Annotated in this window: 20 protein-coding genes and 1 pseudogene; 9 read left to right on the forward strand and 12 right to left on the reverse strand. The window is 52.1% G+C overall.

The genetic code is table 11. From position 1 onward, the window contains the following. The first annotated feature begins 186 nt into the window (after nt 1-186). From F7P81_RS17135 to F7P81_RS12890, 7 genes are all read left to right on the forward strand, one after another. The gene (locus tag F7P81_RS17135) at nt 187-339 is read left to right on the forward strand and encodes a hypothetical protein (protein ID WP_170265284.1); all 153 of its coding nucleotides are present in this window, start codon (nt 187-189) and stop codon (nt 337-339) included. Between the two features lie 353 nt (nt 340-692). Continuing rightward, nucleotides 693-2,561, forward strand: a complete 1,869-nt coding sequence (locus tag F7P81_RS12865) for an ABC transporter ATP-binding protein (RefSeq protein ID WP_151159802.1) — start codon at nt 693-695, stop codon at nt 2,559-2,561. Between the two features lie 213 nt (nt 2,562-2,774). Next, nucleotides 2,775-4,652: an ABC transporter ATP-binding protein gene (locus F7P81_RS12870; protein WP_151159803.1), complete on the forward strand. Its 1,878-nt coding sequence runs from the start codon at nt 2,775-2,777 to the stop codon at nt 4,650-4,652. Nucleotides 4,653-5,233: 581 nt separating this feature from the next. Next, complete coding sequence (petA, locus tag F7P81_RS12875) at nt 5,234-5,797, forward strand: ubiquinol-cytochrome c reductase iron-sulfur subunit (RefSeq protein ID WP_028233437.1); 564 nt, start codon at nt 5,234-5,236, stop codon at nt 5,795-5,797. 20 nt (nt 5,798-5,817) lie between these two features. After that, nucleotides 5,818-7,095, forward strand: a complete 1,278-nt coding sequence (locus F7P81_RS12880; protein WP_022710124.1) for a cytochrome b — start codon at nt 5,818-5,820, stop codon at nt 7,093-7,095. A gap of 29 nt (nt 7,096-7,124) precedes the next feature. Continuing rightward, complete coding sequence (locus tag F7P81_RS12885; RefSeq protein ID WP_022710125.1) at nt 7,125-7,985, forward strand: cytochrome c1; 861 nt, start codon at nt 7,125-7,127, stop codon at nt 7,983-7,985. Between the two features lie 203 nt (nt 7,986-8,188). Beyond that, nucleotides 8,189-8,734: an adenine phosphoribosyltransferase gene (locus F7P81_RS12890; RefSeq protein WP_022710126.1), complete on the forward strand. Its 546-nt coding sequence runs from the start codon at nt 8,189-8,191 to the stop codon at nt 8,732-8,734. A 184-nt stretch (nt 8,735-8,918) separates the two neighbouring features. Here F7P81_RS12890 and F7P81_RS12895 read toward each other — a convergent pair whose 3' ends face one another. The 5 genes and pseudogenes from F7P81_RS12895 to rplY all read right to left on the reverse strand — a co-directional run. Continuing rightward, the gene (locus tag F7P81_RS12895) at nt 8,919-9,404 is read right to left on the reverse strand and encodes a MaoC family dehydratase (RefSeq protein WP_075656373.1); all 486 of its coding nucleotides are present in this window, start codon (nt 9,402-9,404) and stop codon (nt 8,919-8,921) included. Nucleotides 9,405-9,406: 2 nt separating this feature from the next. After that, complete coding sequence (locus F7P81_RS12900) at nt 9,407-9,868, reverse strand: MaoC family dehydratase (protein ID WP_151159804.1); 462 nt, start codon at nt 9,866-9,868, stop codon at nt 9,407-9,409. A 177-nt stretch (nt 9,869-10,045) separates the two neighbouring features. After that, nucleotides 10,046-11,149: a redox-regulated ATPase YchF gene (gene ychF, locus F7P81_RS12905; protein ID WP_116087826.1), complete on the reverse strand. Its 1,104-nt coding sequence runs from the start codon at nt 11,147-11,149 to the stop codon at nt 10,046-10,048. A 194-nt stretch (nt 11,150-11,343) separates the two neighbouring features. Beyond that, a complete protein-coding gene (pth, locus tag F7P81_RS12910; RefSeq protein ID WP_151159805.1) occupies nt 11,344-12,084 on the reverse strand; it encodes an aminoacyl-tRNA hydrolase in 741 nt (246 codons plus the stop codon). Between the two features lie 124 nt (nt 12,085-12,208). Then, a pseudogene (gene rplY / locus F7P81_RS12915) lies at nt 12,209-12,502 on the reverse strand (50S ribosomal protein L25); the annotation flags it as partial. 373 nt (nt 12,503-12,875) lie between these two features. Between rplY and F7P81_RS12920 the strand changes: the two are divergent. Further along, on the forward strand, nt 12,876-14,390 hold the full coding sequence (locus F7P81_RS12920) for an ATP-binding protein (RefSeq protein WP_116087823.1): 1,515 nt from the start codon (nt 12,876-12,878) through the stop codon (nt 14,388-14,390). On the opposite strand, the gene F7P81_RS12925 is transcribed toward F7P81_RS12920, so the two are convergent. From F7P81_RS12925 to lgt, 7 genes are all read right to left on the reverse strand, one after another. After that, nucleotides 14,391-15,011, reverse strand: coding sequence for a glutathione S-transferase family protein (locus F7P81_RS12925; RefSeq protein WP_151159806.1), 621 nt, complete (start codon nt 15,009-15,011; stop codon nt 14,391-14,393). Nucleotides 15,012-15,119: 108 nt separating this feature from the next. Then, nucleotides 15,120-16,052, reverse strand: a complete 933-nt coding sequence (locus tag F7P81_RS12930; RefSeq protein WP_075656032.1) for a ribose-phosphate pyrophosphokinase — start codon at nt 16,050-16,052, stop codon at nt 15,120-15,122. Between the two features lie 396 nt (nt 16,053-16,448). Continuing rightward, nucleotides 16,449-17,069, reverse strand: coding sequence for a hypothetical protein (locus F7P81_RS12935; RefSeq protein WP_151159807.1), 621 nt, complete (start codon nt 17,067-17,069; stop codon nt 16,449-16,451). 15 nt (nt 17,070-17,084) lie between these two features. Next, complete coding sequence (locus F7P81_RS12940) at nt 17,085-18,236, reverse strand: M24 family metallopeptidase (RefSeq protein ID WP_151159808.1); 1,152 nt, start codon at nt 18,234-18,236, stop codon at nt 17,085-17,087. A 90-nt stretch (nt 18,237-18,326) separates the two neighbouring features. After that, the gene (pgeF, locus tag F7P81_RS12945; RefSeq protein WP_151159809.1) at nt 18,327-19,106 is read right to left on the reverse strand and encodes a peptidoglycan editing factor PgeF; all 780 of its coding nucleotides are present in this window, start codon (nt 19,104-19,106) and stop codon (nt 18,327-18,329) included. A 25-nt stretch (nt 19,107-19,131) separates the two neighbouring features. Beyond that, on the reverse strand, nt 19,132-20,232 hold the full coding sequence (locus F7P81_RS12950; protein WP_151159810.1) for a class I SAM-dependent methyltransferase: 1,101 nt from the start codon (nt 20,230-20,232) through the stop codon (nt 19,132-19,134). 3 nt (nt 20,233-20,235) lie between these two features. Continuing rightward, nucleotides 20,236-21,078, reverse strand: coding sequence for a prolipoprotein diacylglyceryl transferase (lgt, locus tag F7P81_RS12955; protein WP_075656040.1), 843 nt, complete (start codon nt 21,076-21,078; stop codon nt 20,236-20,238). Nucleotides 21,079-21,491: 413 nt separating this feature from the next. Here lgt and F7P81_RS12960 point away from each other — a divergent pair, with 413 nt between their 5' ends. Beyond that, entirely contained in the window at nt 21,492-21,785 is a 294-nt protein-coding gene (locus tag F7P81_RS12960) for an accessory factor UbiK family protein (RefSeq protein ID WP_022710141.1), read from the forward strand. Nucleotides 21,786-21,922: the final 137 nt, after the last annotated feature.

The following is a 21,922-nucleotide window of genomic DNA, read 5'->3' on the forward strand; positions in this document are numbered from 1 at the left end:
CGGGTGACATCAGATAAGCGGCCTATAGCATAAAATTTCCAACAATAAGAATTGTGTGCAATCTGTCACAGTTTAATGTGTTCTCGGTAAAGTGAAGAGAAAAGAACCAGCAGTGACTAGCCGGTAAAATAACATGGTGCTATACGGAGCATCCATTTTATCAGATTGACCATGAAGGAGGCTGTGATGAATATTAAGATTTCTTTGAATCTTTGCCCAGTTGCAGCCGCACCTGTATCCGGCGTGATTAACCCCGCTCCGGTAACTTTCATGGCGGGTACCGCACCAATCGAAGCTGTGGTATCTTCTTCCGAATTGTTTTTGCGGGCGTTGCGCTGAACGGGACTGTTAAAATGAGCGTATATATCAGATTGCTGTAGCAAACCACCTGATAGCCTGAAACCGATGATGAGTTGTGCCGTCGGATCCGCAGGTCAAATACGATTCTTCCATCTATCTTCCGGTTAAGTGTACTCACGCATTTAATCCTCAAACCGCATCTGAGTGTTTCGGGTTCTGTGCCCGTTGATTTTCCGATGCTTTAAAAATGCTGAAATTCTGCCTCATATTCAGTTGTTGAAGTGAATGGCAGAACCCAAATGAATCAAAACTGACCCCTGCCGTCTTCGTTTTACGAAAATGATGCGGGGGAATTGGTTTTCGCACGGGATAGCCCGTATTTGAGGTCGAAAATGTTTCGTTGGTTCGAAAAGAAGCTGAACGCCTATCCGGATGTTCCGCTTGAACAACCGCCGAAGGGCTTGTTCAAATTCTGTATGTATTACAGCCGCGGCGCGTGGGGCTGGATTATTGTGATGGCCTTTCTGACAGCGCTGATCGCAATCTTTGAAGTGTCGCTGTTTGCTTTTCTCGGCAATGTCGTGGACTGGCTGAGTGAGCATAATCGTGAAACCTTCCTGCAGCAGGAGGGCTGGAAGCTGGCGCTGATCGGCGGTGTTGTTCTGGTGATTTTGCCATTGATTGTTTTGCTGCAATCTCTGGTTCTGCACCAGACACTGATCGGGAATTTCCCGATGCGGATACGCTGGCTGATGCACCGTTATCTGATCCGTCAGTCGATGACATTCTTTCAGGATGAATTTGCCGGACGTATCTCCACCAAACTGATGCAGACAGCACTGGCTGTGCGTGAGACGGTTATCAAATTTGCGGATGTGATGGTCTATGTAGCGGTCTATTTTACCGGTACAATTTTCATCGCAGCCACGGCTGACTGGCGCCTGATGATCCCGTTCATTGTCTGGCTGCTGGCCTATGTCGGTCTGCTTCGCTATTTCATTCCGCGCCTGCGGGTGATTTCCGAAGCACAGGCCGATGCCCGCTCCGAGATGACCGGCCGTATCGTTGATAGCTATACCAATATTGCCACGGTCAAACTGTTCTCGCACACACAGCGCGAGGAAGGGTATGTCCGTGACAGTCTTGAGCAGTTTCAGGGTACAGTAAACCGCCAGATGCGTATGGTGACGCAGTTCTTCGGTTCACTCTATTTCATGAACTCTTTGCTGCTGTTTTCAGTCGGTGCATTGGGTATCATGCTGTGGATGGACAATGTTGCTTCTGTAGGTGCGGTGGCCATCGGTATTGCGCTGTGTTTGCGTCTGAACGGTATGTCCCAGTGGATCATGTGGGAAATGTCGGCACTGTTCGAAAATATCGGCACAGTGGAAGACGGTATGCGTTCGATCGCGCAACCGCGCAAAGTGATTGACCATGAAGGTGCAAAACCGCTGCATGTGCGTTCCGGTGAGATCACCTTTGACCGCATCGGTTTCCACTATGGCAAGGGTAAAGGCATCATCAATGATCTGTCGCTGAATATCCGTCCGGGTGAGAAGGTTGGTCTTGTCGGCCGCTCCGGCGCGGGTAAGTCCACACTGGTCAATCTGCTGCTGCGTTTCTACGATCTGGAGCAGGGTAAAATCCTGATCGACGGTCAGGACATTTGCAAAGTCACACAGGACAGTCTGCGCGCCAATATTGGTATGGTGACGCAGGATACTTCACTGCTGCATCGTTCCGTCAGGGATAATGTCGGCTATGGCCGTCCTGATGCAACGGATGAAATGATGCTGGAAGCGGTTGCGCAGGCGCAGGCCGATCAGTTCCTGCCGCATCTGACTGACCCGAAAGGCCGTCAGGGCTTTGACGCGCATGTCGGTGAACGTGGTGTGAAACTGTCCGGCGGGCAGCGCCAGCGTGTGGCAATTGCCCGTGTGATCCTGAAGGATGCTCCGATCCTTATTCTGGATGAAGCGACATCTGCGCTTGATTCCGAAGTGGAAGCGGCAATTCAGGACAGTCTGTACAGGCTGATGGAAGGCAAGACTGTGATTGCCATTGCCCATCGTCTGTCAACCATTGCCGCGCTTGATCGTCTGATCGTCATGGATCAGGGACGCATTATCGAAGACGGCACCCATGAAGAGCTGATTGCGCAGGGCGGCATTTATGCTTCGCTTTGGGCACGTCAGTCCGGCGGGTTCCTCGGCTTTGATGATGAAGAAGAAAAACAGGCGCTGCCTGAGCCTGCTGAATAATCACTGTTCAAGTAGAGAAAAACACCCGCCGCCGCTCTGCCAGAGCGGCGGCGGGTACGTTTTCAGTCTTTTAAATATTATGCCCGGCGTTAATCGCGGACGGAAAGTTTTTTATTTTATATATTAAAAACATCAGCAATTTGCTTGCCGATTCTGTTTGCATGCGCCTTCCTGCCTGTAATTATTGCGGGATGCTGCGGAAAGGCCTTCCCGATGAATATGATTTACCGTCTGTTTGAAAATTGGATTGATCCGTTGCAGGATTTCGACGGTAAACGCCCGCCGCAAACCACAATGCGGTTTCTCTGGCATTATATTTATCAGGCGCGCTGGCCTTTGCTGCTGGCTCTGATCGTTGGTGGTATTCTGCCGCTTCTGGAAGCTGGCTTGTTCTATTTTACCGGACGCATTGTTGATATTCTTGACCAGAGTGCAATGGAGCGTAGCTGGCACGGTCTTTATATCAGCGCCGGTTATGAATTGCTGGCCATGGGGTTTATCGTGCTGGTGGTGCGGGTGCTGATGACCGCGCTCAGCTCCTTGCTGGATGACCAGACAATTACGCCCGGATTTTACAATCTGATCCGCTGGCAGGCCAATTCCTATGTGTTGCGTCAGTCCTATGCGTTTTTCCAGAATGATTTTTCAGGCCGTATCGCTACCAAAGTCTGGCAGGCAGGGCAGGCGGCCGGTGATCTGATTACCAGTTTCATTCAGGTTGTCTGGTTTATGATTATTTACAGCATCACAACATTGCTGCTGTTCGGTCAGCTCGACTGGCGGCTTGCGGTACTGGTGGTGGTGTGGATGGTGTTATTCGCGTGGATCGCACGCCTCTATCTGCCGACCATGCGTAAACAGGCCGAGGCCAGTGCTGAGGCCGGTTCGCTGATTAACGGTCGTATCGTCGACAGCTATACCAATATTCAGACCATCAAGCTGAATACGCCGGATATGGATCAGGCCTATCTGCGGTCAGGCTTTGCCAGCTATATCAAGACCATGCTGCCTTTCATGCGCACGCTGACGGGAATGCGCGTTTCCATGACTGCACTTTCCAGCCTGATGATTGTGCTGGTTGCGGCATTCTCGATTGATCTGTGGACCAAAGGTCAGGCGACAGTGGGTGAGGTGGCTTTCACGCTCGGTCTGGTTCTGCGTCTGAATATGCTGCTTGGTCGTTTGATGATGCAGATGAACGGTATGCTGCGTTCCTATGGTGTGATTGAAAACTCCATGCGGCTGATCTCTGCACCGCTCGGCATGGAAGATAAACGCGATGCCAAGCCGCTGCAAGTGACTTCCGGTGCTATTGATATTGAGCATGTGACTTTCCGTTATAGCTCCGAGAATGAAAACAAGGTGAAGGCCGGTGTGCTGAGTGATATCAGCCTTGCCATTCGCGGCGGTGAGCGTGTCGGTCTGATCGGTCACTCCGGTGCCGGTAAAACCACGCTGATAAATCTGATGCTGCGGCTCTATGATGTTGATACCGGCTCTGTGCGCATTGACGGGCAGGATGTGCGCGATGTGACGCAAAGCTCATTGCGTGCGGCTTTTGCGGTGGTCAGTCAGGAGACGGCACTGCTGCACCGCTCTTTGCGCGACAATATTATGCTGGCGAAAGCCGATGCATCTGAGGAAGAGCTGCGCTTTGCCGCCAGTCAGGCCGAGGCTGAGGAATTTATCGGCGCCTTGGAGGATTACAAAGGTCGTAAAGCCTATGATGCTTTTGTCGGCGAGCGCGGCGTTAAATTGTCTGGCGGACAGCGGCAGAGAATCAGTATTGCCCGTGCCGTTTTGAAAAATGCGCCGATTCTTATTCTTGATGAGGCCACATCAGCTCTCGATTCAGAGGTCGAGGCAACCATTCAGGAAAATCTGACGCGGCTGATGGCGGGTAAAACCGTGATCGCTATTGCGCATCGTCTGTCGACAATTGCGCAGCTGGATCGTCTGGTTGTGCTGGATCATGGCCGGATTGCCGAAAGCGGTACGCATGACGAGCTGATTGCTTCGGGTGGTATTTATGCCGGTTTATGGGCGCGTCAGTCCGGTGGCTTTCTTGGTGAGGCCGATGAGGAAATCTGAATAGCGGGGAGAATTCTCCCCGTGTGAACTTTGCGCGTGATCGGTCAAAACAGAGTTCTTATGCCGGTTGATGACGGAAATGCAGTGTTTTATGACGTTTTTGTAACTCTTTATGCGGTTGTTGCATCTGCGGCCTGCCGGTTCTTATTTTATATTGCATATCAGTAAACCGGGTTTCCTGACCGGTTCGGGCAGAGCGCGGTTTTATTTTAAAAACTGTTCGCAGGTAATTTTATACAGGTGCGGAATGGCCGTTTGCCTGTTCTGCCCCGTGTGATTTTGCACGAAATGGTCACAGGTGCTTTGCCATTGATACGGGTGAGGAAAGCCGTTTTTTGACCATAGTGCGGCCTTCACTTTGCCGGTTTCCATGCCTGCGACATGGTGCCGTAAGTGCCTCAGATGACTGGACAAGCTTTTTTATCATGCCTAAACCTTGAACAAGGTGGGGGAGTTATGTCCGGTTTGTATCTGTTTTCAGGTCTTACAGCTCTCAGCACAAAACGTCACATAATTACGGACGAATGTGCTCGCGGACAACAGAGGACAGTTCAACATGCAAGTCAAAAAGGAAGTGGTACGTGAGCGCACACGACACAGCTGAGCCGACACGGCGTGATTTTCTGTACATAGCGACGGGAATGGCCGGCGTAGTCGGTGCTGCCGGCTTGGCATGGCCATTTATCGACCAGATGCGGCCGGATGCTTCAACCCTTGCGGCGGCATCCATTGAAGTGGACGTTTCGTCCCTCGCGGAAGGCGGATCGCTGACAGTAAAATGGCGCGGTAAGCCGGTATTTATCCGTAACCGTACGGCTAAAGAAATCGAAGATGCCAAAAACACGCCGATGTCTGCATTGAAGGATCCTCTGGCGCGTAATGCCAATCTGGCAGCCGACGCACCGGCTTCGGATCTGGAACGCACTGCCGGTGAAGGCAAAGAAAACTGGATCGTCATGATCGGCGTTTGCACCCATCTGGGTTGCGTGCCGCTTGGTGAAGCCGGTGAATTCGGCGGATGGTTCTGCCCGTGCCACGGTTCGACTTATGATACGGCTGGCCGTATCCGCAGCGGTCCGGCACCGGAAAACATGCACATTCCGGAATTTGCATTCATTTCCGACACCGTCATTAAAGTCGGTTGAGTGGTCTGAGGAGAAATTTTATGAGCGGCGGACACTCTTCATATACGCCAAAGACCGGTATCGAAAAATGGGTTGACGCAAGGCTGCCTCTGCCGCGCCTCGTCTATGACTCGTTTATTGCTTATCCGGTTCCGCGTAACCTGAACTATATGTATACATTCGGCGGCATTCTGGCCTTCATGCTGATCGCTCAGCTGTTGACCGGTATTGTGCTGGCTATGCATTATGCAGCATCCACCCAGCTGGCTTTCGGCTCGGTCGAAAAGATCATGCGTGATGTCAATTCCGGCTGGTTGCTGCGTTATATGCACTCCAATGGTGCATCCTTCTTCTTTATTGCGGTTTACCTGCATATCGCCCGCGGTATGTATTACGGTTCCTATAAAGCACCGCGTGAGCTGCTGTGGATCCTCGGCGTGGTCATTTTCCTGCTGATGATGGCAACCGCATTCATGGGCTATGTGCTGCCATGGGGACAGATGTCCTTCTGGGGTGCGACCGTTATCACCGGCTTCTTTACGGCGTTTCCGATTATCGGTGAACCGATCCAGCAGCTGCTGCTTGGCGGTTTTGCCGTGGATAATCCGACACTGAACCGCTTCTTCTCGCTGCACTATCTTCTGCCGTTCATGATTGCCGGTGTTGTTGTGCTGCACGTATGGGCACTGCATGTGACCGGTCAGACAAACCCGACCGGTATTGAAGTGAAAACGAAGACAGATACACTGCCATTCACACCTTATGCGACAATTAAAGACGCATTCGGCGCGGTCGTGTTCTTCATCTTCTTCGCCTATTTCGTCTTCTATATGCCGAACTATCTCGGCCATCCGGATAACTATATTGAAGCAAATGCGATGGTAACCCCTGCGCATATCGTTCCTGAATGGTACTTCCTGCCGTTCTATGCGATGCTGCGCGCGATTACCTTCAATATCGGCCCGATCGACTCCAAGCTCGGCGGTGTTCTGGTGATGTTTGGTTCGATTGCTATCCTGTTTGTGCTGCCATGGCTTGATACATCGAAGGTACGTTCGGCGGTTTACCGTCCTTGGTTCAAGATGTTCTTCTGGGTATTTGTCGCCAATGCGATTTTCCTCGGCTGGCTCGGTTCCCGTCCTGCTGAGGGTGTCTATACTCTGATGGCACAGATCGGCACGCTGTATTATTTCGCATTCTTTATCATCATTCTGCCGGTACTCGGTTTGGTTGAAAAGCCGAAGCGTATACCAAACTCCATCACTGAAGCGGTTCTCGGTTCGGATGATGAAGTTGCAAAAGCAGATGCTAAAGCCTGATTGCAGCACCAGATAGGAAGAGTACAGTTATGAAAATGTTCTTTACCGGTCTTGCTGCTTTCGGTCTGGCCACAGCGCTCACACTGGGCGCTGTACAGGCTGAGACTGCGGGCAGTGAAGCAGAACCGGCACATTACCCGATCAAGCATCCGACACAGGAAAGCTGGTCATTCGCAGGGCCTTTCGGCACTTATGACAAGGCACAGTTGCAGCGCGGCCTGAAAATCTACAAGGAAGTCTGCTCCGCCTGTCATTCGATGAAACTGGTACCGTTCCGCACGCTGAGCGATCTTGGTTATAATGATGACCAGATCAAAGCTTTTGCTGCGGAATATGAAGTGCAGGACGGCCCGAATGCTGATGGTGAAATGTTCACCCGTGCAGCGCGTCCGGGCGATTATTTCCCGTCACCTTTCGCGAATGCGGAAGCCGCGGCCGCTGCCAATAATAATGCAGTTCCGCCGGATTTCTCGCTGATCGCCAAGGCGCGTGGTGTTGAGCGTGGTTTCCCGACATTTGTGTTTGATATTTTCACACAATATGCGGAAGCGGGTCCTGATTATATTCACGCCCTGCTGACCAGCTATGATGAGACACCGCCTGCAGGTATGCAAATTCCGGAAGGCACGCATTATAACCCTGCCTTTATTGCCGGTAAGTCGCTTGCTATGGCCAAGCCACTCAGCGACGGTCAGGTGACTTATGATGACGGTTCGCCGGAAACGGTTGAGCAATATTCGCGCGATATTTCTGCGTTCCTGATGTGGGCTGCAGAGCCGCATATGGAAGATCGTAAGAAAACCGGTTTCCGCGTTATCGTGTTCCTGCTGTTGCTGGGTGCAATTGTTTACGCAACGAAACGTCGTGTTTTTGCGGGTATTAAGCACTAATTGGCTTCACACTGATCGTGTGATCCTATAAATAAGAAAAAGGGCGCTTAGGGCGTCCTTTTTTATGTGAAGTTTGATCTGTTTTATCTGCTTACTGTGCGTAGCCGGTAAACAGAGCGCTATAACGCCGGATGGCGATTATCTGTCTCAACAGAGGATTGAACGGATAGAGCCAACCAGAGAGTTACAAATGAGGATTTGCCATGAATGATGAAACCAAAGAGTTTCTGAAGGCTTCGTTGCGTACAATTCCGGACTATCCGCGTCCGGGCGTAATGTTTCGCGATGTAACGACACTGATGGGCAATCCTCAGGCTTTCCGCCGTGCGATTGATGAACTGGTATTTCCTTTTGCCGGTGGCAAAGCTGACAAGATTGCCGGCGTAGAAGCCCGTGGCTTTATTCTCGGTGGCGCAATGGCGCATCAGCTGTCGGCCGGTTTTGTGCCGATCCGCAAAAAAGGCAAGTTGCCTTATGAGACTGTGCGTATTGCCTATAGTCTGGAATATGGCCTTGATGAAATGGAAATGCATAGCGATGCGATCCATCCTGGTGAACGGGTCATCCTCGTTGACGATCTGATCGCAACGGGCGGTACAGCTGTTGCTGCGGTCAATCTGCTGCGTCAGATGAAAGCTGAAATTGTTGCTGCCTGTTTCATTATCGATCTGCCTGATCTTGGCGGACGCAAGAAGCTGGAAGAGCTCGGTGTGCAGGTTCGCACCTTGCTGGAATTTGAAGGCGATTAAGTCTGCTTATCTCTGAGATGAGAGCATAATTTCTTCAACTTGGATCAGTTTAAGGTAAAAATTATGCTCTCATTTTTAAGTGTTAGAGCGACCTTGTGTAGCGCCCAATAGGGCGCACGGCGCTCTAATAAAAAGCCTGCCTGAGCAATCAGGCAGGCTTTTTATATTTCTAATGTGCTTACGATCAGGGCAGCTTCACCAGAGCGGCGCCGTCAAATTGCATCACGCGCTCACCATGCTGGTTTGTACCTGTGGAGTGGTGACTGAGCATAGACCAGCCCGGTTTCGTCGCCAGCGGGCGAATACCGGTGATCTGTGCAGTATAAGCGATCACATCACCTGCAAAGACCGGATGCTCCCAGCGCAGATTTTCAAAGCCGGGTGAGGGGCCGAAAACCGGCGGCGTTTCTCCGCGCTCCATGCAGGTTTTAATTATACCAATCATGGATTGCACATTCAGGCGCATCCAGACCGCAGTGGTGTGCCAGCCTGAGGCGCAGAGGGCGCCAAAGAAACTTTCTTTGGCTGCAACCGGATCGGTATGAAAGACTTGCGGGTCATATTTTTCTGCAAAGCGGATAATCTTCGCCTCGGTAAATTCATAAGAGCCGATGGTAACTGTTTTGCCGATATTCTCTTCAAGAATGGATGGCTTGCTGGTCTTTTCCATCATCACGCCTCCTGAATATTTACGCGCATGAAAATTGAACCCTGTGCTTCACAAACGGGAATGTCATTCTGATTGGTGATCTTGTGGTTCAGCCGGATGATGCCGAGTGAGGCTTGAGAGCGAGAGATACGCTTTTCCAGCACTGTTGTGGTTGCGCTGATTGTGTCTCCGGCCAGTACAGGTTTCAGCCATTTGACATATTCCACGCCGGGTGCGCCCTGACTGTCGGAATTGCTGATAAACCGGTCAGCCATCATGCGCATCAGCATGGCACAGGTATGCCAGCCGGAAGCGGAAAGCCCGCCGAGAATTGACGCTTTGCCTGCCTCTTCGCTCATATGAAAAGGCTGAGGGTCAAACTCGCTGGCAAAGGCAATGACTTCTTCTGCAGTCACCAGCTTGGAGCCGAGTTGCAGGCTGTCGCCGACGATAAAATCATTATAGGTGAAATGGGGCTGGCTCAACGGCACTCTCCTCCGTTTATATGACAAGCTGCCGTGCAATAGTGATATGTGGCTGCTTTGTTTTCGGTGTTGTATCCTATGATCTTTTACGTAAACGTCAAATGATGTTTTGTTAAATTGCACAGATACAAAAAAAAGCCCTGCAGAGCAGGGCTTTAAATTCGGTGATATATAAAATCAGGTGTTGAATTTGAACAGCATCACATCGCCGTCCTGCACCACATATTCCTTGCCTTCATCGCGGGCTTTACCGGCTTCTTTGGCGCCGACTTCACCCTTAAAGGTAACGTAGTCATTAAACGCGATAGTCTGCGCGCGGATGAAGCCGCGTTCAAAATCAGTATGGATCACACCGGCTGCCTGCGGAGCTTTAGCACCGCGATGCACAGTCCATGCACGGGTTTCTTTTGGTCCGGCAGTGAAATAAGTAATCAGATCAAGCAGGCTGTAGCCCGCACGGATCAGACGGTCGAGACCCGGCTCTTCCAGACCCATTTCACCAAGGAACAGCTGTGCATCTTCATCCGGCAGCTGCGAAACTTCCGCTTCAATCGCTGCGGAAATGATAACAGTTTCCGCACCCTGTTCTTTTGCCATTTTGGCGACAGCTTCGGTGTGCTCGTTGCCGTTTGCTGCATCGCTTTCAGCGACATTGCAGACATAAAGCACAGGCTTTGAAGTCAGCAGGTTCAGGCCTTTGAGGATCAGCAGATCGTCCGGTGCAATGCCTTTCAGCAGCATACGGACAGGCTCACCATTCTGAAGCAGCTTCAGGGATTCTTCCATCATCGGCAGAACGGTTGTGGCTTCTTTGTCTTTGCCGGTGGCGCGCTTGCGGATCTGCACGATGCGGCGCTCAAGGCTTTCGAGATCGGAGAGCATCAGTTCTGTTTCAACAGTCTGCGCATCGGAGACCGGATCAATACGGCCTTCAACATGGGTGATGTCATCATCTTCAAAGCAGCGCAGCACATGAACAATCGCATCGACTTCACGGATATTGGCGAGGAACTGGTTGCCCAGACCTTCACCCTTGGAAGCGCCGCGTACCAGACCGGCAATATCAACAAAGTTGATGCGGGTCGGGATCAGTTCTTTTGAACCGGCAATGTCTGCGATCTGGCGCATACGGCTGTCCGGCACTGCAACTTCACCGGTATTCGGCTCAATGGTGCAGAAAGGATAGTTTGCAGCCTGTGCGGCAGCTGTTTTGGTCAGTGCGTTGAAGAGGGTGGACTTGCCGACATTTGGCAGGCCAACGATACCGCATTTGAAACCCATGGTAGAACCTTATCCGGTCTGGTGCGAATTTTAAGAACGACCGGCAATGGCGCGGTTCAGCCCTTATCCTTCAGCATGAAACGTAATGAATATTGCCATTGCCTATGCGCTATGGGGCAAGCACAGGTCAAGGGCAGTGGTGTAAATTGCGGGAAAAAGCCGCTGAAAATTGCAGCTTGCAGCGCGTTTTGTGTTTAGTCGCCCTTTTTGCCGAAGAGTTTGGCCAGCATATCGGCCATAGGGCCGGTTGTCGGAACTTTGGGGGCAATCGTATTATTCTGCCGTGCCTGACGGATATGGCTCTGGGCTTTGGGTGCAGCTTTTACCGGTGCCTCTGCTTTGGCATCCTGCTTGCCGCCCATGACAAGCGACAGCTTATTCATGAAGCCGTTATCGTCTTTTTTGACGAGATAGGACAGATTGTCAGCAATGCCGGTAAAGAGCAGATCCAGCCATTCATTGTCGGCTTTGGCAAAATCACCCAGCACATAATGATGCACCAGATCTTTCGAACCCGGATGGCCGATGCCAAGGCGCATACGGCGATATTCCTTGGAGTTCAGCAACCCGTGCATATGCTGGTCGATGGACTTGATACCATTGTGACCATTGGCACTGCCACCGGCTTTGACCCGCAATTTAGCTGGCGGCAGATCAAGCTCGTCATAGACTACAATGAGATCGCTGATTGCCAGCTTATAGAAACGCATCGCTTCGCCGACAGACTGACCGGAAAGGTTCATAAAAGTTTGCGGCTTGAGCAGCAGTACTTTCTCGCCGTCGATCATGCCTTCGGAAATCAAACCCTGAAACTTTTTCGACCATGGCGAAAAGCGATGGCGGGCATGAATTTCATCCACGGCCATAAAACCGATATTATGACGATTTCGCGCATATTGCGCACCGGGATTGCCGAGGCCGGTTATCAGCAGCATGGTCGTCTCCGAGAGTAAGATATGGCAAGCGTTTTATCAGGCTGTGCTGGTATCACAAACAAAAACATCTCCGGTTTGCACCGGAGATGTTTGATAAATCAGAAGCCTGAAGGCTTGAAATTTATGCTACGCGGATGAAGTCTACGTGCAGAGGCGTGTCTTTAACGCGATCCATCTGGTAGTCTTTAGGCTGAACTTTGATGGTCTGGCCGTCAACATCAATGTTGAAAACGGTAGACTTGAAGCCGCCGCCATAGATCAGGTAGTAAATGGTTTTATAGTCGATAGCGACCGAAATAGCAGGCTGCTTGTCACCGTAGATGACTGCTGGAATCTGACCGTTGTCGCGAAGTGCACGGGAGGACCCCTTACCAGCCCGTTCGCGTTTTACGGCCTTGAGAGTTTTAACTTCGCTCATGGCTTTTCCTTATCAAGTAATTTGGAGTGTTCCGCAAAATCAGGTGAGATTCCGAAACATGATATATCCGCGAAATACGCAGCAAAAACAGCGATGATGCGGGCATATCATTCCGCGTTGCCTCCAAGGGTGTCTACGCGGATGCGCTCTCATAAGCGATAAAACCTGTGAGTGCAAGTTTTTGTGCACAAGACTGGCATTTTTGCCCCTTATAGTGCCTGTCGCTGTGTATTCAGACGCAGCCGTGCTAAATGCGCGCGCTTCGTGGCTTGGTGTTATGATACATAGCTGATAGACAAGTTCCATATCCCGAATCTTATTTTATCACACCCGTTCATCAGGGTGTTTTTTCACGTGTATTTCAGGAGGTCATATGAAGGTCGGCATCGACATGGGAGCCACAACGAACGGCACCGCGGCTATGCTCGATCTCGAAGAGCTTCTGGCCACACGTCTGCTGGTTCAGGGTAATTCCGGTTCCGGTAAATCCTATCTGCTGCGCCGCTTGCTGGAGCAGAGCGCACCGTGGGTGCAGCAGTGCATCATTGATCCTGAAGGTGATTTTGTCACGCTGGCCGATGTTTACGGCCATGTGGTGGTTGATGCCGCGCGTACCGAGGCTGAACTGACCCGTATTGCCCAGCGTATCCGCCAGCACCGTGTGTCTGTGGTGGTTAATCTCGAAGGTCTGGATATTGACCAACAGATGAAAGCCGCTGCGGCATTTCTCAATGGCATGTTCGATGCTGACCGTGATTACTGGTATCCGATGCTGGTGGTTGTCGACGAGGCGCAGCTTTTTGCACCTTCTGTCGGTGGTGAGGTTTCGGATGAGGCGCGTAAAATCTCGCTGAGCGCCATGACCAACCTGATGTGCCGTGGCCGTAAGCGCGGACTGGCCGGTGTCATTGCCACGCAGCGTCTGGCAAAGCTTGCCAAGAACGTGGCGGCTGAAGCCTCCAACTTTCTGATGGGGCGTACCTTTCTTGATATTGATATGGCGCGTGCGGCCGATCTGCTGGGTATGGATCGCCGTCAGGCAGAACAGTTCCGTGATTTGCAGCGCGGCCATTTTGTGGCGTTGGGGCCTGCCTTGTCGCGCCGTCCGCTGCCGGTGAAAATCGGCAAGGTGGAAACTTCTGCGCGCTCATCCAGCCCGAAACTGATGCCATTGCCGGATTCTCCGGTTGATGCGGCTGATCTGATTTTTACGCCAAGTGCGGCTGAAGCGAAGATGATTGTGCGTCGTCCGCCGCCGCCGCCACCACCGCCGCGCCCGATTGCAGAAATTCTGGAGCAGGTTGTGAAAGCCAAGCCGGAAGCCGAAGTGCCGGATGAACCGCTGTTTCCGGGCTTGGTGGAAGCCGAGCGTGAAGAGCTGCTGGATAAGGTGATGACCGAGATCATCGAAGATCCGGAAGCCGCTTATCGCACTGTGGCAGTACTGTATCAGGATTTTCTGGTGCGCTGCCGTATTCACCGTGTGCCGGGTGAGCCGTTGGCGTTACCGGCATTCCGTCGTCGTCTTGCTGTGGCACAGGCCAGCGGCGGGGATGAGCTGATTGATGATGAGAAGTGGCAGACTGCACTGCAATTGTCAGAAAGCCTGACCGATGATGTGCAGGGTGTATTCCTGATTGTGGCGCAGGCTGCGGTCAAAGGGGCGCCATGTCCGTCTGACGCCACGCTGGCGCGTGCCTATGGTAGCCACTCCACCAGCCGCGCCCGTCGTCTGCTGACTTATTTTGAAGAGCGCGGCCTGCTGGTTGTACGAAATGACTTCAAGGGCATGCGTATTGTTGCATTTCCCGATATGGGTTGTGAAACCGCAGCCGGTGATCCGAACGGGCCGGATGAAAGCGCGGACAGCGCCGAGGCTGCAGAATAATCAGGCTTTCATTTTCGCCATATCGGCATCATCGAGCGCTGTTGCCCGTTGCAGGGCAGGGCGCTCCAGCAGTCTCTGGCTGTATGCGATAAAGCTCGGGCGTTTTTCAATTGTATTGAACCCCAGTCCGAAATTCACTTGCGCACCGACATAGACATCGGCTGCGGTAAAGCGGTCGCCGGTGATGTAAGGCGTTTCTGACAGCGCCTGATCCAGCACATCCATAACGGTTTCATAGGAGCCGTATCCGATAAACCGGCCTTGTTCTTCTGTCGGATTAAAGCCGCTGGCATGGTTGCTGACAGCCGCTTCCACAGGTCCTGCGCCGAAAAACAGCCAGCGATAATATTTTGCCCGCTCGTCTGCGGTTGGTGCGAGTTTAGCATCCGGAAAAACATCGGCGAGATAGGCGATGATCGCAGCTGTTTCGGTGATGATGTGATCGTTATGCTGCAATGCCGGTACTTTACCCATCGGATTGATCGACCGGTATTCCGCATCTTTCATAACCGGACCGAAAGGGACGATCTGTGTAGTGTAGTGAGAGCCGGTTTCTTCCAGCATCCAGCGGGCAATACGTCCGCGCGACATCGGATTCGTATAGAGTATGGGATCTGACATGATGCATTCTCCTCCGTTTGAGAGAAAGAATGCACTGTCTTTGTGAAGAAGAAAACAAAAAAGCCGGATCAATGATCCGGCTTTTTCAATTCAGATAACCAGCAGTTTTTAATCAAACAGGCTGGATACGGATTCTTCCGCAGCGGTACGGGCAATCGCTTCACCGATCAGACCGGAGATCGACAGAACGCGGATATTGTGTGCCTGATCAATTGCAGCGGTTGGCTGGATGGAATCGGTGATAACCAGCTCTTTCAGCTTGGAATTGGTGATACGGGCAATCGCGCCGCCGGAGAGAACACCATGGGTGATATAGGCGGTAACGCTGGTTGCGCCTTTGGCTAGCAGGGCTTCAGCCGCATTGCAAAGTGTGCCGCCGGAATCAACGATATCGTCGAACAGCAGGCAGTCTTTGCCGGTCACATCACCGATGACGTTCATAACTTCCGATTCACCCGGACGGTCACGGCGCTTGTCAACGATTGCCAGCTGCGCATCAATGCGCTTCGCCAGCGAGCGGGCGCGTACCACACCGCCAACGTCAGGCGAAACCACCATCACATTGGATGTATCGTAATTGGCTTTAACATCGCGGGCGATAACCGGAACAGCATAGAGATTGTCGGTCGGGATATCGAAGAAGCCCTGAATCTGACCGGCATGAAGATCAAGGGTCAGAACACGGTTTGCACCGGCTTCAGTGATAAGATTGGCAACCAGCTTGGCGGAAATCGGTGTGCGCGGGCCTGGTTTACGATCCTGACGGGCATAGCCGTAATAAGGCAGCACTGCAGTGATGCGGCGTGCTGAAGAACGACGGAATGCATCGATCATGATCAGCAGTTCCATCAGGTGGTCATTGGTCGGATAAGAGGTGGACTGCAGAACGAAAACGTCCTCACCACGCACATTTTCCTGAATTTCCACGAAGATTTCCTGATCGGCAAAACGCTTTACAACGGCTTTGCCGAGCGGAATATTCAGATGTTTTGCGACGGATTCTGCTAGGACACGATTGGAGTTGCCCGCGAAAAGTTTCATGCTTTTTTGCCTCTGGCGCTGGTTTGCCTAGCGCATAAACCTTGAATGCATTTTGCATTGGTCATGCGCGGATTCCCTGTATCCGGGTTTGATTGTGAGAGTTCAGGGTCTGCAACCCGTCCGTCTCATAGAATTTCAACTTCAGCAGCTATGCATCATTTCTTCATACAACACTGGCTGGATGAGCGGCCTTTTACAAAGCTTGGCCAGTATTGCAAGGGTACAAAAGCCGCAGGGCAGCATTAATGCCCCGATATTTCACAAAAGCTGCATTTTCATGCTCTCTATAGGCCAAAAAGACACGTTTGTGTGAAGTTTCTGAGAACAGGCTTAACATGACCGGCAGGATCAGGTGAAACTGAGTCTCACCTGATGTTTAATCGCGATTGAAGCTGTTTACGGAGCGTTGGCCGAGACCCAGCGGAAATAGTCTGCCAGCGTATCATCGGCAATTTTGCCCATCACAGTCGCAGGAACAGACGACCAGCCGTTTTTGCCGGAGACTTTCTCCTGACCTTGCAGGCGATGGACGCGATTGCCCTGCTTATCCATAACATCCCAGACATAAAGCACAGAAGTCTGATTATTCTCGGTGAGGTTGGACAGATAGCCTTTGAGAATATAATCGGCTTCGGTTTCCATATTCGAGGCGAGAGTGATGGATTGTGTTTTTATGATTGTGTCAAAACGCAATGAGAGCGGTGTCACAATCTCCAGCGGTGCGCCGATGATCGGTGCAATATAGAGTTTGTAATTACGCACCTTGGCCATATTCAAAGGTGCCTGAGCAGCCTGTGCGGGCTGACCAAAATCAGAGGTCAGCGGGGCAAACGCCGCGCTTTTCTCACTGGTCGTCTGCGAGGAGCAACCAGCCAGCAGAAGGGCTGATACCAGCAACGGTAATGTTGCGGAAGACTTAAAAAGCAACGGTACTGTTGCGGAGGATTTAAAAGGCAACGGCAGTGTTGCTTTCCGTTTAAATGAAGCATCAACAGAGGCAGATAAAGTAACCGGCATCGGCTTCAGTTCCTGTTAAATAATCACCAGATCAAGACTGCTTTTCGACAGGCTTTCGGCAGGGCCGTTGGTGGTCAGATAGGTCTGGCCTAAAGTCATGGCCGTATTGGTTTCAGAATCCATAATAATCATATGGGCAAACAGCGTCATATCCGGCTCGATGCGCTCGGCATTGCCCGCATAGAACATCTGCGGATCCATCCATGACGGTGTGAAGCGTGCACCAACAGAATAGCCGCAGGCATTGAGGCGGTGCCGCGTCAGGGAATGCGCTTCCAGTGCTTTGGCATGGGCTTCAAAAACATCGCCGAATGTCGAAGCAGGGGTGAGGGCGGCTTCCACAGCCATCAGGGCTTCATGTGCAGCCTGATACAGTTCCTCATGACGCTTGGTGGCTTTGCCGGTCAGTACTGTGCGCATCATCGGCGCATGGTAATGGCGGTAGACACCGGACCATTCCAGCGTGAGCTGGTCGTTTTTATACATTTGCCTGCGGCCGGATTTGTAGCGGCAGAGCAGGGCATCAGGGCCGGAGCCGATAATATATTCATTGGCCGGAAAATCGCCGTCGCCGAGGAAGTTTGCTTCCATCATCGCGGCAAGAATATTCGCCTCATTGGCATTGCTGCGTACCTGCTCCAGCGCCGCATCATAAATGGCATCGCTCAAGGCTGCAGCCTTGCGGGCATAATCGGCTTCTGCAGGGCTTTTCAGCAGGCGCAGGCGATCAACCATGCCGGAAGCATCAATCACCTTGGCAAAGCTGTTCAGCTGCTCATCCAGTTTGCGGCCATTGGCGGCGGTCAGCCCGTGGGTCTGATATTCAACGCCGATGCGGGCACCAAGCAGATCCATATCATTGAGCAGATTGCGCAGATCAACCGCAGGATTGGCGTTTTCGCGATCTGTCCATTGCACGATATGTTCAATCGTAGAAGTGTGGCGCGCCTGACGCAGATCAGCGGAGCGCGTCATCAGCACCATGCTGCCGTCCTGCTTGACGACCAGACACTGGAAAAAACAAAAGCCGAAAGTGTCATAGCCGGTCAGCCAATACATGCTTTCCTGAGAGAACAGCAGCAATGCATCAAGCTTGTTCTCAGCCATGCAGAGCATCAGCCGGTCACGGCGTGCCGCAAATTCTTCCGGTGCAAAGTGAAGTGCCATAATTATCTCCGCATTGAACAAACGACCGTGCCGGTTACCGCTCTGCGAGCAGTCCGGCAGGATCATGCATGTTTTCAGAACCGGAAGCGCTTACTTCCGGATGGCAATAGCGGCGATCTGGCGTCCGTAATCCGGTTCCTTGCGATGGGTGGTGCGGCGATAAGAGAAAAACCGCGCTTCATCGGCATAGGTGCAGAGATCAAGAGACGCTGTCTGGATACCGCAGGCTGACAGACGATCAACGATAAAGCTCCAAAGATCAAACATTTTACGCGCCGGATCGCTTGAAGGGCGGAAATATTGTTCATAACTTTGATCGCGGGCAGTGAATTCCGCAACGAATTCAGCCCCCACTTCATAATTGTCCTGACCGATGCAGGGCCCCAGAACTGCGCGGATTTTTGACCGTTCCGCGCCCAGATTGACCATAGCTTCCACGGTGTTTTCCAGAACACCGGCAAGCGCACCACGCCAGCCCGCATGAGCGGAGCCGATAATGCCCGCTTCCGGCTCACAAAACAGCACGGGGCCGCAATCGGCGCTCAATGCACCCAGAATCAGTCCCGGCACATTGGTCACCATCGCATCCGCCTGCGGGCGTGGCGAAGGCAGGGCTTCGGTGATAGTCAGAACGGTTGGTGAATGCACCTGATAGAGAGTTTGCAGATCTTCCGGCTGGAGGTCGAAATAGGCTGCTACGCGACGGCGGTTTTCTGCAACAGCATCAGGATCATCTTTAGAACCTGCGCCGACATTGAGGCTGTCATAAATGCCGGAAGATACGCCGCCGAGACGGGTGAAAAAACCATGCACAATACGGTCATTGGTTTCGAGTAAAGGAGAGCGGATCGGATCAGGCATATTGGTTATGATAGTCTCTCTGGAAAATGAAATATCAGATTGTTTTCAGGTCGGGATAAGTGACGCTTAAGACTTTAAACAGGCTGCCCATCTGGTTTGGCGCAGCCAGCCGCTCCACATCATCACGGATTTGCTCCTGCACGCTGGCAGATTTACCGGCACCAAGTTGACCGGCACGGCTGAGCAGTCCCATTCTCAGCAGAAAATCGCCCTGTTCTTCAGCTTTTATCGTACAGCCGAGGGCGGAAGCAATTTGTGCGAGAGCGGCAAAATCCACATGGGTAGTAATATCGGCCTGACCGGGAGCGGCAAAAACATCCTGATAGGCATGCTGATAGAGCGCCTGCAAAGTGTCGCCGAAACCGGCTTCATGAGAGCCATAGTCAATCAACAGCGCCGCGCCTTTGTGCTTGCGGATATGTTCGCTGATCTGCTGCATCAGCGCAGAACGTGCCGGTGAGGCCTCGAAAATTGTACCTTCCGGTGCTGTTTCATGGCCTTGAGGCAGAATGGCAGGATCAATGCCGCCGGTTCCGGTGGTAAAGCAGAGTTCCGGTGCTGCCTCATTGCAGGTCGCTACCATGCGCTCAACAAAGCGACCCTCATGTTTGACATATTGATGATCCGGCAGCGCGTCGAACAATTCATTGGCGACGAGGATCAGCGTATTTTGCGGGATTTCCCCGAAGTTTTTATACCAAGATATATGGGGCGCGGCACCCTCAAGCTTTTTCTTTTGCACGCCTGTCAGCCGGTCGCTGGTTTCCACCATCGCAATATGGGCGGTGCGCAGCAGGTCCGGTGCCAGTTTGCCAGCCGCGCGCAGCAGATCGCTCATCAATGTGCCGCGACCACCGCCAATTTCGCAAATGGTGCAGTTTTCCGGTTTGCCCAGAGCTTCCCAATGGCTGACGACCCAGATGCCGACCAGTTCACCAAACATCTGGCTGACTTCCGGCGCGGTGACGAAGTCACCTTTCGCCCCGAACGGCTCACGGGTCATGTAATAGCCGCCGTCATGATCGGCGAGGCAGAAAGCCATATAATCTGCCACGCTGATCGGCCCGCCATTGGTAATTAAGCGGATCAGACGCTGTTTCAGCTTGTCTGCGGCGGGGATTGTCGTTTCTGCCATTGTTTATGCCTTTGCCGCAGCGCGGTTGCCACGCCACATTGCCCAGACACCAAGCAGCACCATCGGCACGGACAGAACCATGCCCATGGTCATCCAACCACCGACGAGATAGCCGAGCTGTGCGTCTGGCTCGCGGAAAAATTCTACCAGAATACGGGATAAACCATAACCGGCGACAAAGGCACCGGCGATGAAACCCGGAGCTTTGAGCTTGTTGCCCTTCCAGATCAGCAGAGCCAGCACGAAGAACAATACAAAACCTTCGAGTGCTGCTTCATAAAGCTGGCTCGGGTGGCGTGGCAGCGGCCCGCCATTCGGGAAATAGACCGCCCATGAAACATCGCTGACACGACCCCATAGTTCGGAATTGATGAAATTGGCAATACGCACGACGCCGAGGCCGATCGGCACACCGGCGGCGATAGTATCGAACATGCTCCAGACAGGAATGCCGCGCTTGCGGGCAAACAGGATCATCGCAACGGTCGTGCCGAGAATACCACCGTGGAAAGACATGCCGCCGTCCCAGACAGCCGGTATTTCCAGCGGATTGCTGATATAGAAACCGAAATTATAAAACAGCACATAGCCGAGACGGCCGCCGATCACGACCCCAAGCGCTGCCCAGAGTACAAAATCGTCCAGCGCCAGCGGATCCATCGGCGCATTATTATTCGGCCACAGACGCGCTGTGTTTACGAGTTTCTTGCCATACCACCATGCAAACAGAATGCCGATGACATAGCCGATACCATACCAGTGCACGGAGAGCGGCCCTATGGAAAACAGCACAGGATCAATATTCGGGAAGGGCAGTGCAGCCATCATGATCTGCGGTTCGGTCATTCTTCACTCCGTTATGGCTGCGTCTGCTATTATGTGTTCAGCACTGGTTGATGCTGTTGTTAATGAGGCATAGCGAATTTTTGTTCAGGATAAAAGTCCGTTGCTTTTATGGCTTTATTCGGGTTCCAGTGGTCTGATACCGACATTTGCATCCCGTGGATGTAGATGCTGAGCAAATGTCGGTATTGAAATGACCACTGGCAATTATATGAAACGAGTGGATTTTCGAATTTGACGTTTGAAACAACATTGGTGTCGGTCGGTGACAAACGTCAAATTCAATCCACTCGCCTTAAGCCGAACTTAAATGTCTTACAAAGTAAGGCTGTTTAAGTCTTGCATACGATATAATGCGGGCTTATCTCAGAAGCAGAAATTATTTCCGCCTGTGGCGGCTAAAAAGAGGTGATCCAATGAGTAATGCAACCGGTAAAGTTCTTGATGAACTCGCAAAACTCGTCACTGATGCTGCGGGTGCCGCGCAGGGCGTGCGTCGTGAAGTCGAGACAGCAATGCGCTCTCAGGGTGAAAAGCTGCTTAACACTTTGGATGTTGTGCAGCGTGAAGATTTTGAAGCCATGCGTGAAATGGCCGTTAAAACCCGTACCGAAAACAGTGCCCTGACGGTCAAAATTGCCGAGCTCGAAGAGCGTATTGCTAAAATCGAAGCAGCACTGGCAGAAAAACCAGCGAAAAAAGGCGCTTAAGGTCTAAAAATCTCAAAGATTTTTTAACTTTTTATTCACAGGGGCGAATGCCTAAAAGCCCTTATTCCAGAATCGGTTACAGCGGCGCCCACTCGGGCGCCGTTTGTTCTTTCCACATGGTTTCTTAGAGTTTTGAC

This window comes from Pseudochrobactrum saccharolyticum (genome assembly GCF_008801715.1).
Taxonomy (GTDB): Bacteria; Pseudomonadota; Alphaproteobacteria; order Rhizobiales; family Rhizobiaceae; genus Pseudochrobactrum; species Pseudochrobactrum saccharolyticum.

Excerpts from the sequence above, each read along its gene's own strand:
- F7P81_RS17135 (WP_170265284.1), top strand. The coding sequence starts at position 187 with ATGAATATTAAGATTTCTTTGAATCTTTGCCCAGTTGCAGCCGCACCT.
- F7P81_RS12865 (WP_151159802.1), top strand. The coding sequence starts at position 693 with ATGTTTCGTTGGTTCGAAAAGAAGCTGAACGCCTATCCGGATGTTCCG.
- F7P81_RS12870 (WP_151159803.1), top strand. The coding sequence starts at position 2,775 with ATGAATATGATTTACCGTCTGTTTGAAAATTGGATTGATCCGTTGCAG.
- F7P81_RS12880 (WP_022710124.1), top strand. The coding sequence starts at position 5,818 with ATGAGCGGCGGACACTCTTCATATACGCCAAAGACCGGTATCGAAAAA.
- F7P81_RS12885 (WP_022710125.1), top strand. The coding sequence starts at position 7,125 with ATGAAAATGTTCTTTACCGGTCTTGCTGCTTTCGGTCTGGCCACAGCG.
- F7P81_RS12890 (WP_022710126.1), top strand. The coding sequence starts at position 8,189 with ATGAATGATGAAACCAAAGAGTTTCTGAAGGCTTCGTTGCGTACAATT.
- F7P81_RS12895 (WP_075656373.1), bottom strand. The coding sequence starts at position 9,404 with ATGGAAAAGACCAGCAAGCCATCCATTCTTGAAGAGAATATCGGCAAA.
- ychF (WP_116087826.1), bottom strand. The coding sequence starts at position 11,149 with ATGGGTTTCAAATGCGGTATCGTTGGCCTGCCAAATGTCGGCAAGTCC.
- pth (WP_151159805.1), bottom strand. The coding sequence starts at position 12,084 with ATGCTGCTGATAACCGGCCTCGGCAATCCCGGTGCGCAATATGCGCGA.
- F7P81_RS12920 (WP_116087823.1), top strand. The coding sequence starts at position 12,876 with ATGAAGGTCGGCATCGACATGGGAGCCACAACGAACGGCACCGCGGCT.
- F7P81_RS12925 (WP_151159806.1), bottom strand. The coding sequence starts at position 15,011 with ATGTCAGATCCCATACTCTATACGAATCCGATGTCGCGCGGACGTATT.
- F7P81_RS12930 (WP_075656032.1), bottom strand. The coding sequence starts at position 16,052 with ATGAAACTTTTCGCGGGCAACTCCAATCGTGTCCTAGCAGAATCCGTC.
- F7P81_RS12935 (WP_151159807.1), bottom strand. The coding sequence starts at position 17,069 with ATGCCGGTTACTTTATCTGCCTCTGTTGATGCTTCATTTAAACGGAAA.
- F7P81_RS12940 (WP_151159808.1), bottom strand. The coding sequence starts at position 18,236 with ATGGCACTTCACTTTGCACCGGAAGAATTTGCGGCACGCCGTGACCGG.
- F7P81_RS12950 (WP_151159810.1), bottom strand. The coding sequence starts at position 20,232 with ATGGCAGAAACGACAATCCCCGCCGCAGACAAGCTGAAACAGCGTCTG.
- lgt (WP_075656040.1), bottom strand. The coding sequence starts at position 21,078 with ATGACCGAACCGCAGATCATGATGGCTGCACTGCCCTTCCCGAATATT.
- F7P81_RS12960 (WP_022710141.1), top strand. The coding sequence starts at position 21,492 with ATGAGTAATGCAACCGGTAAAGTTCTTGATGAACTCGCAAAACTCGTC.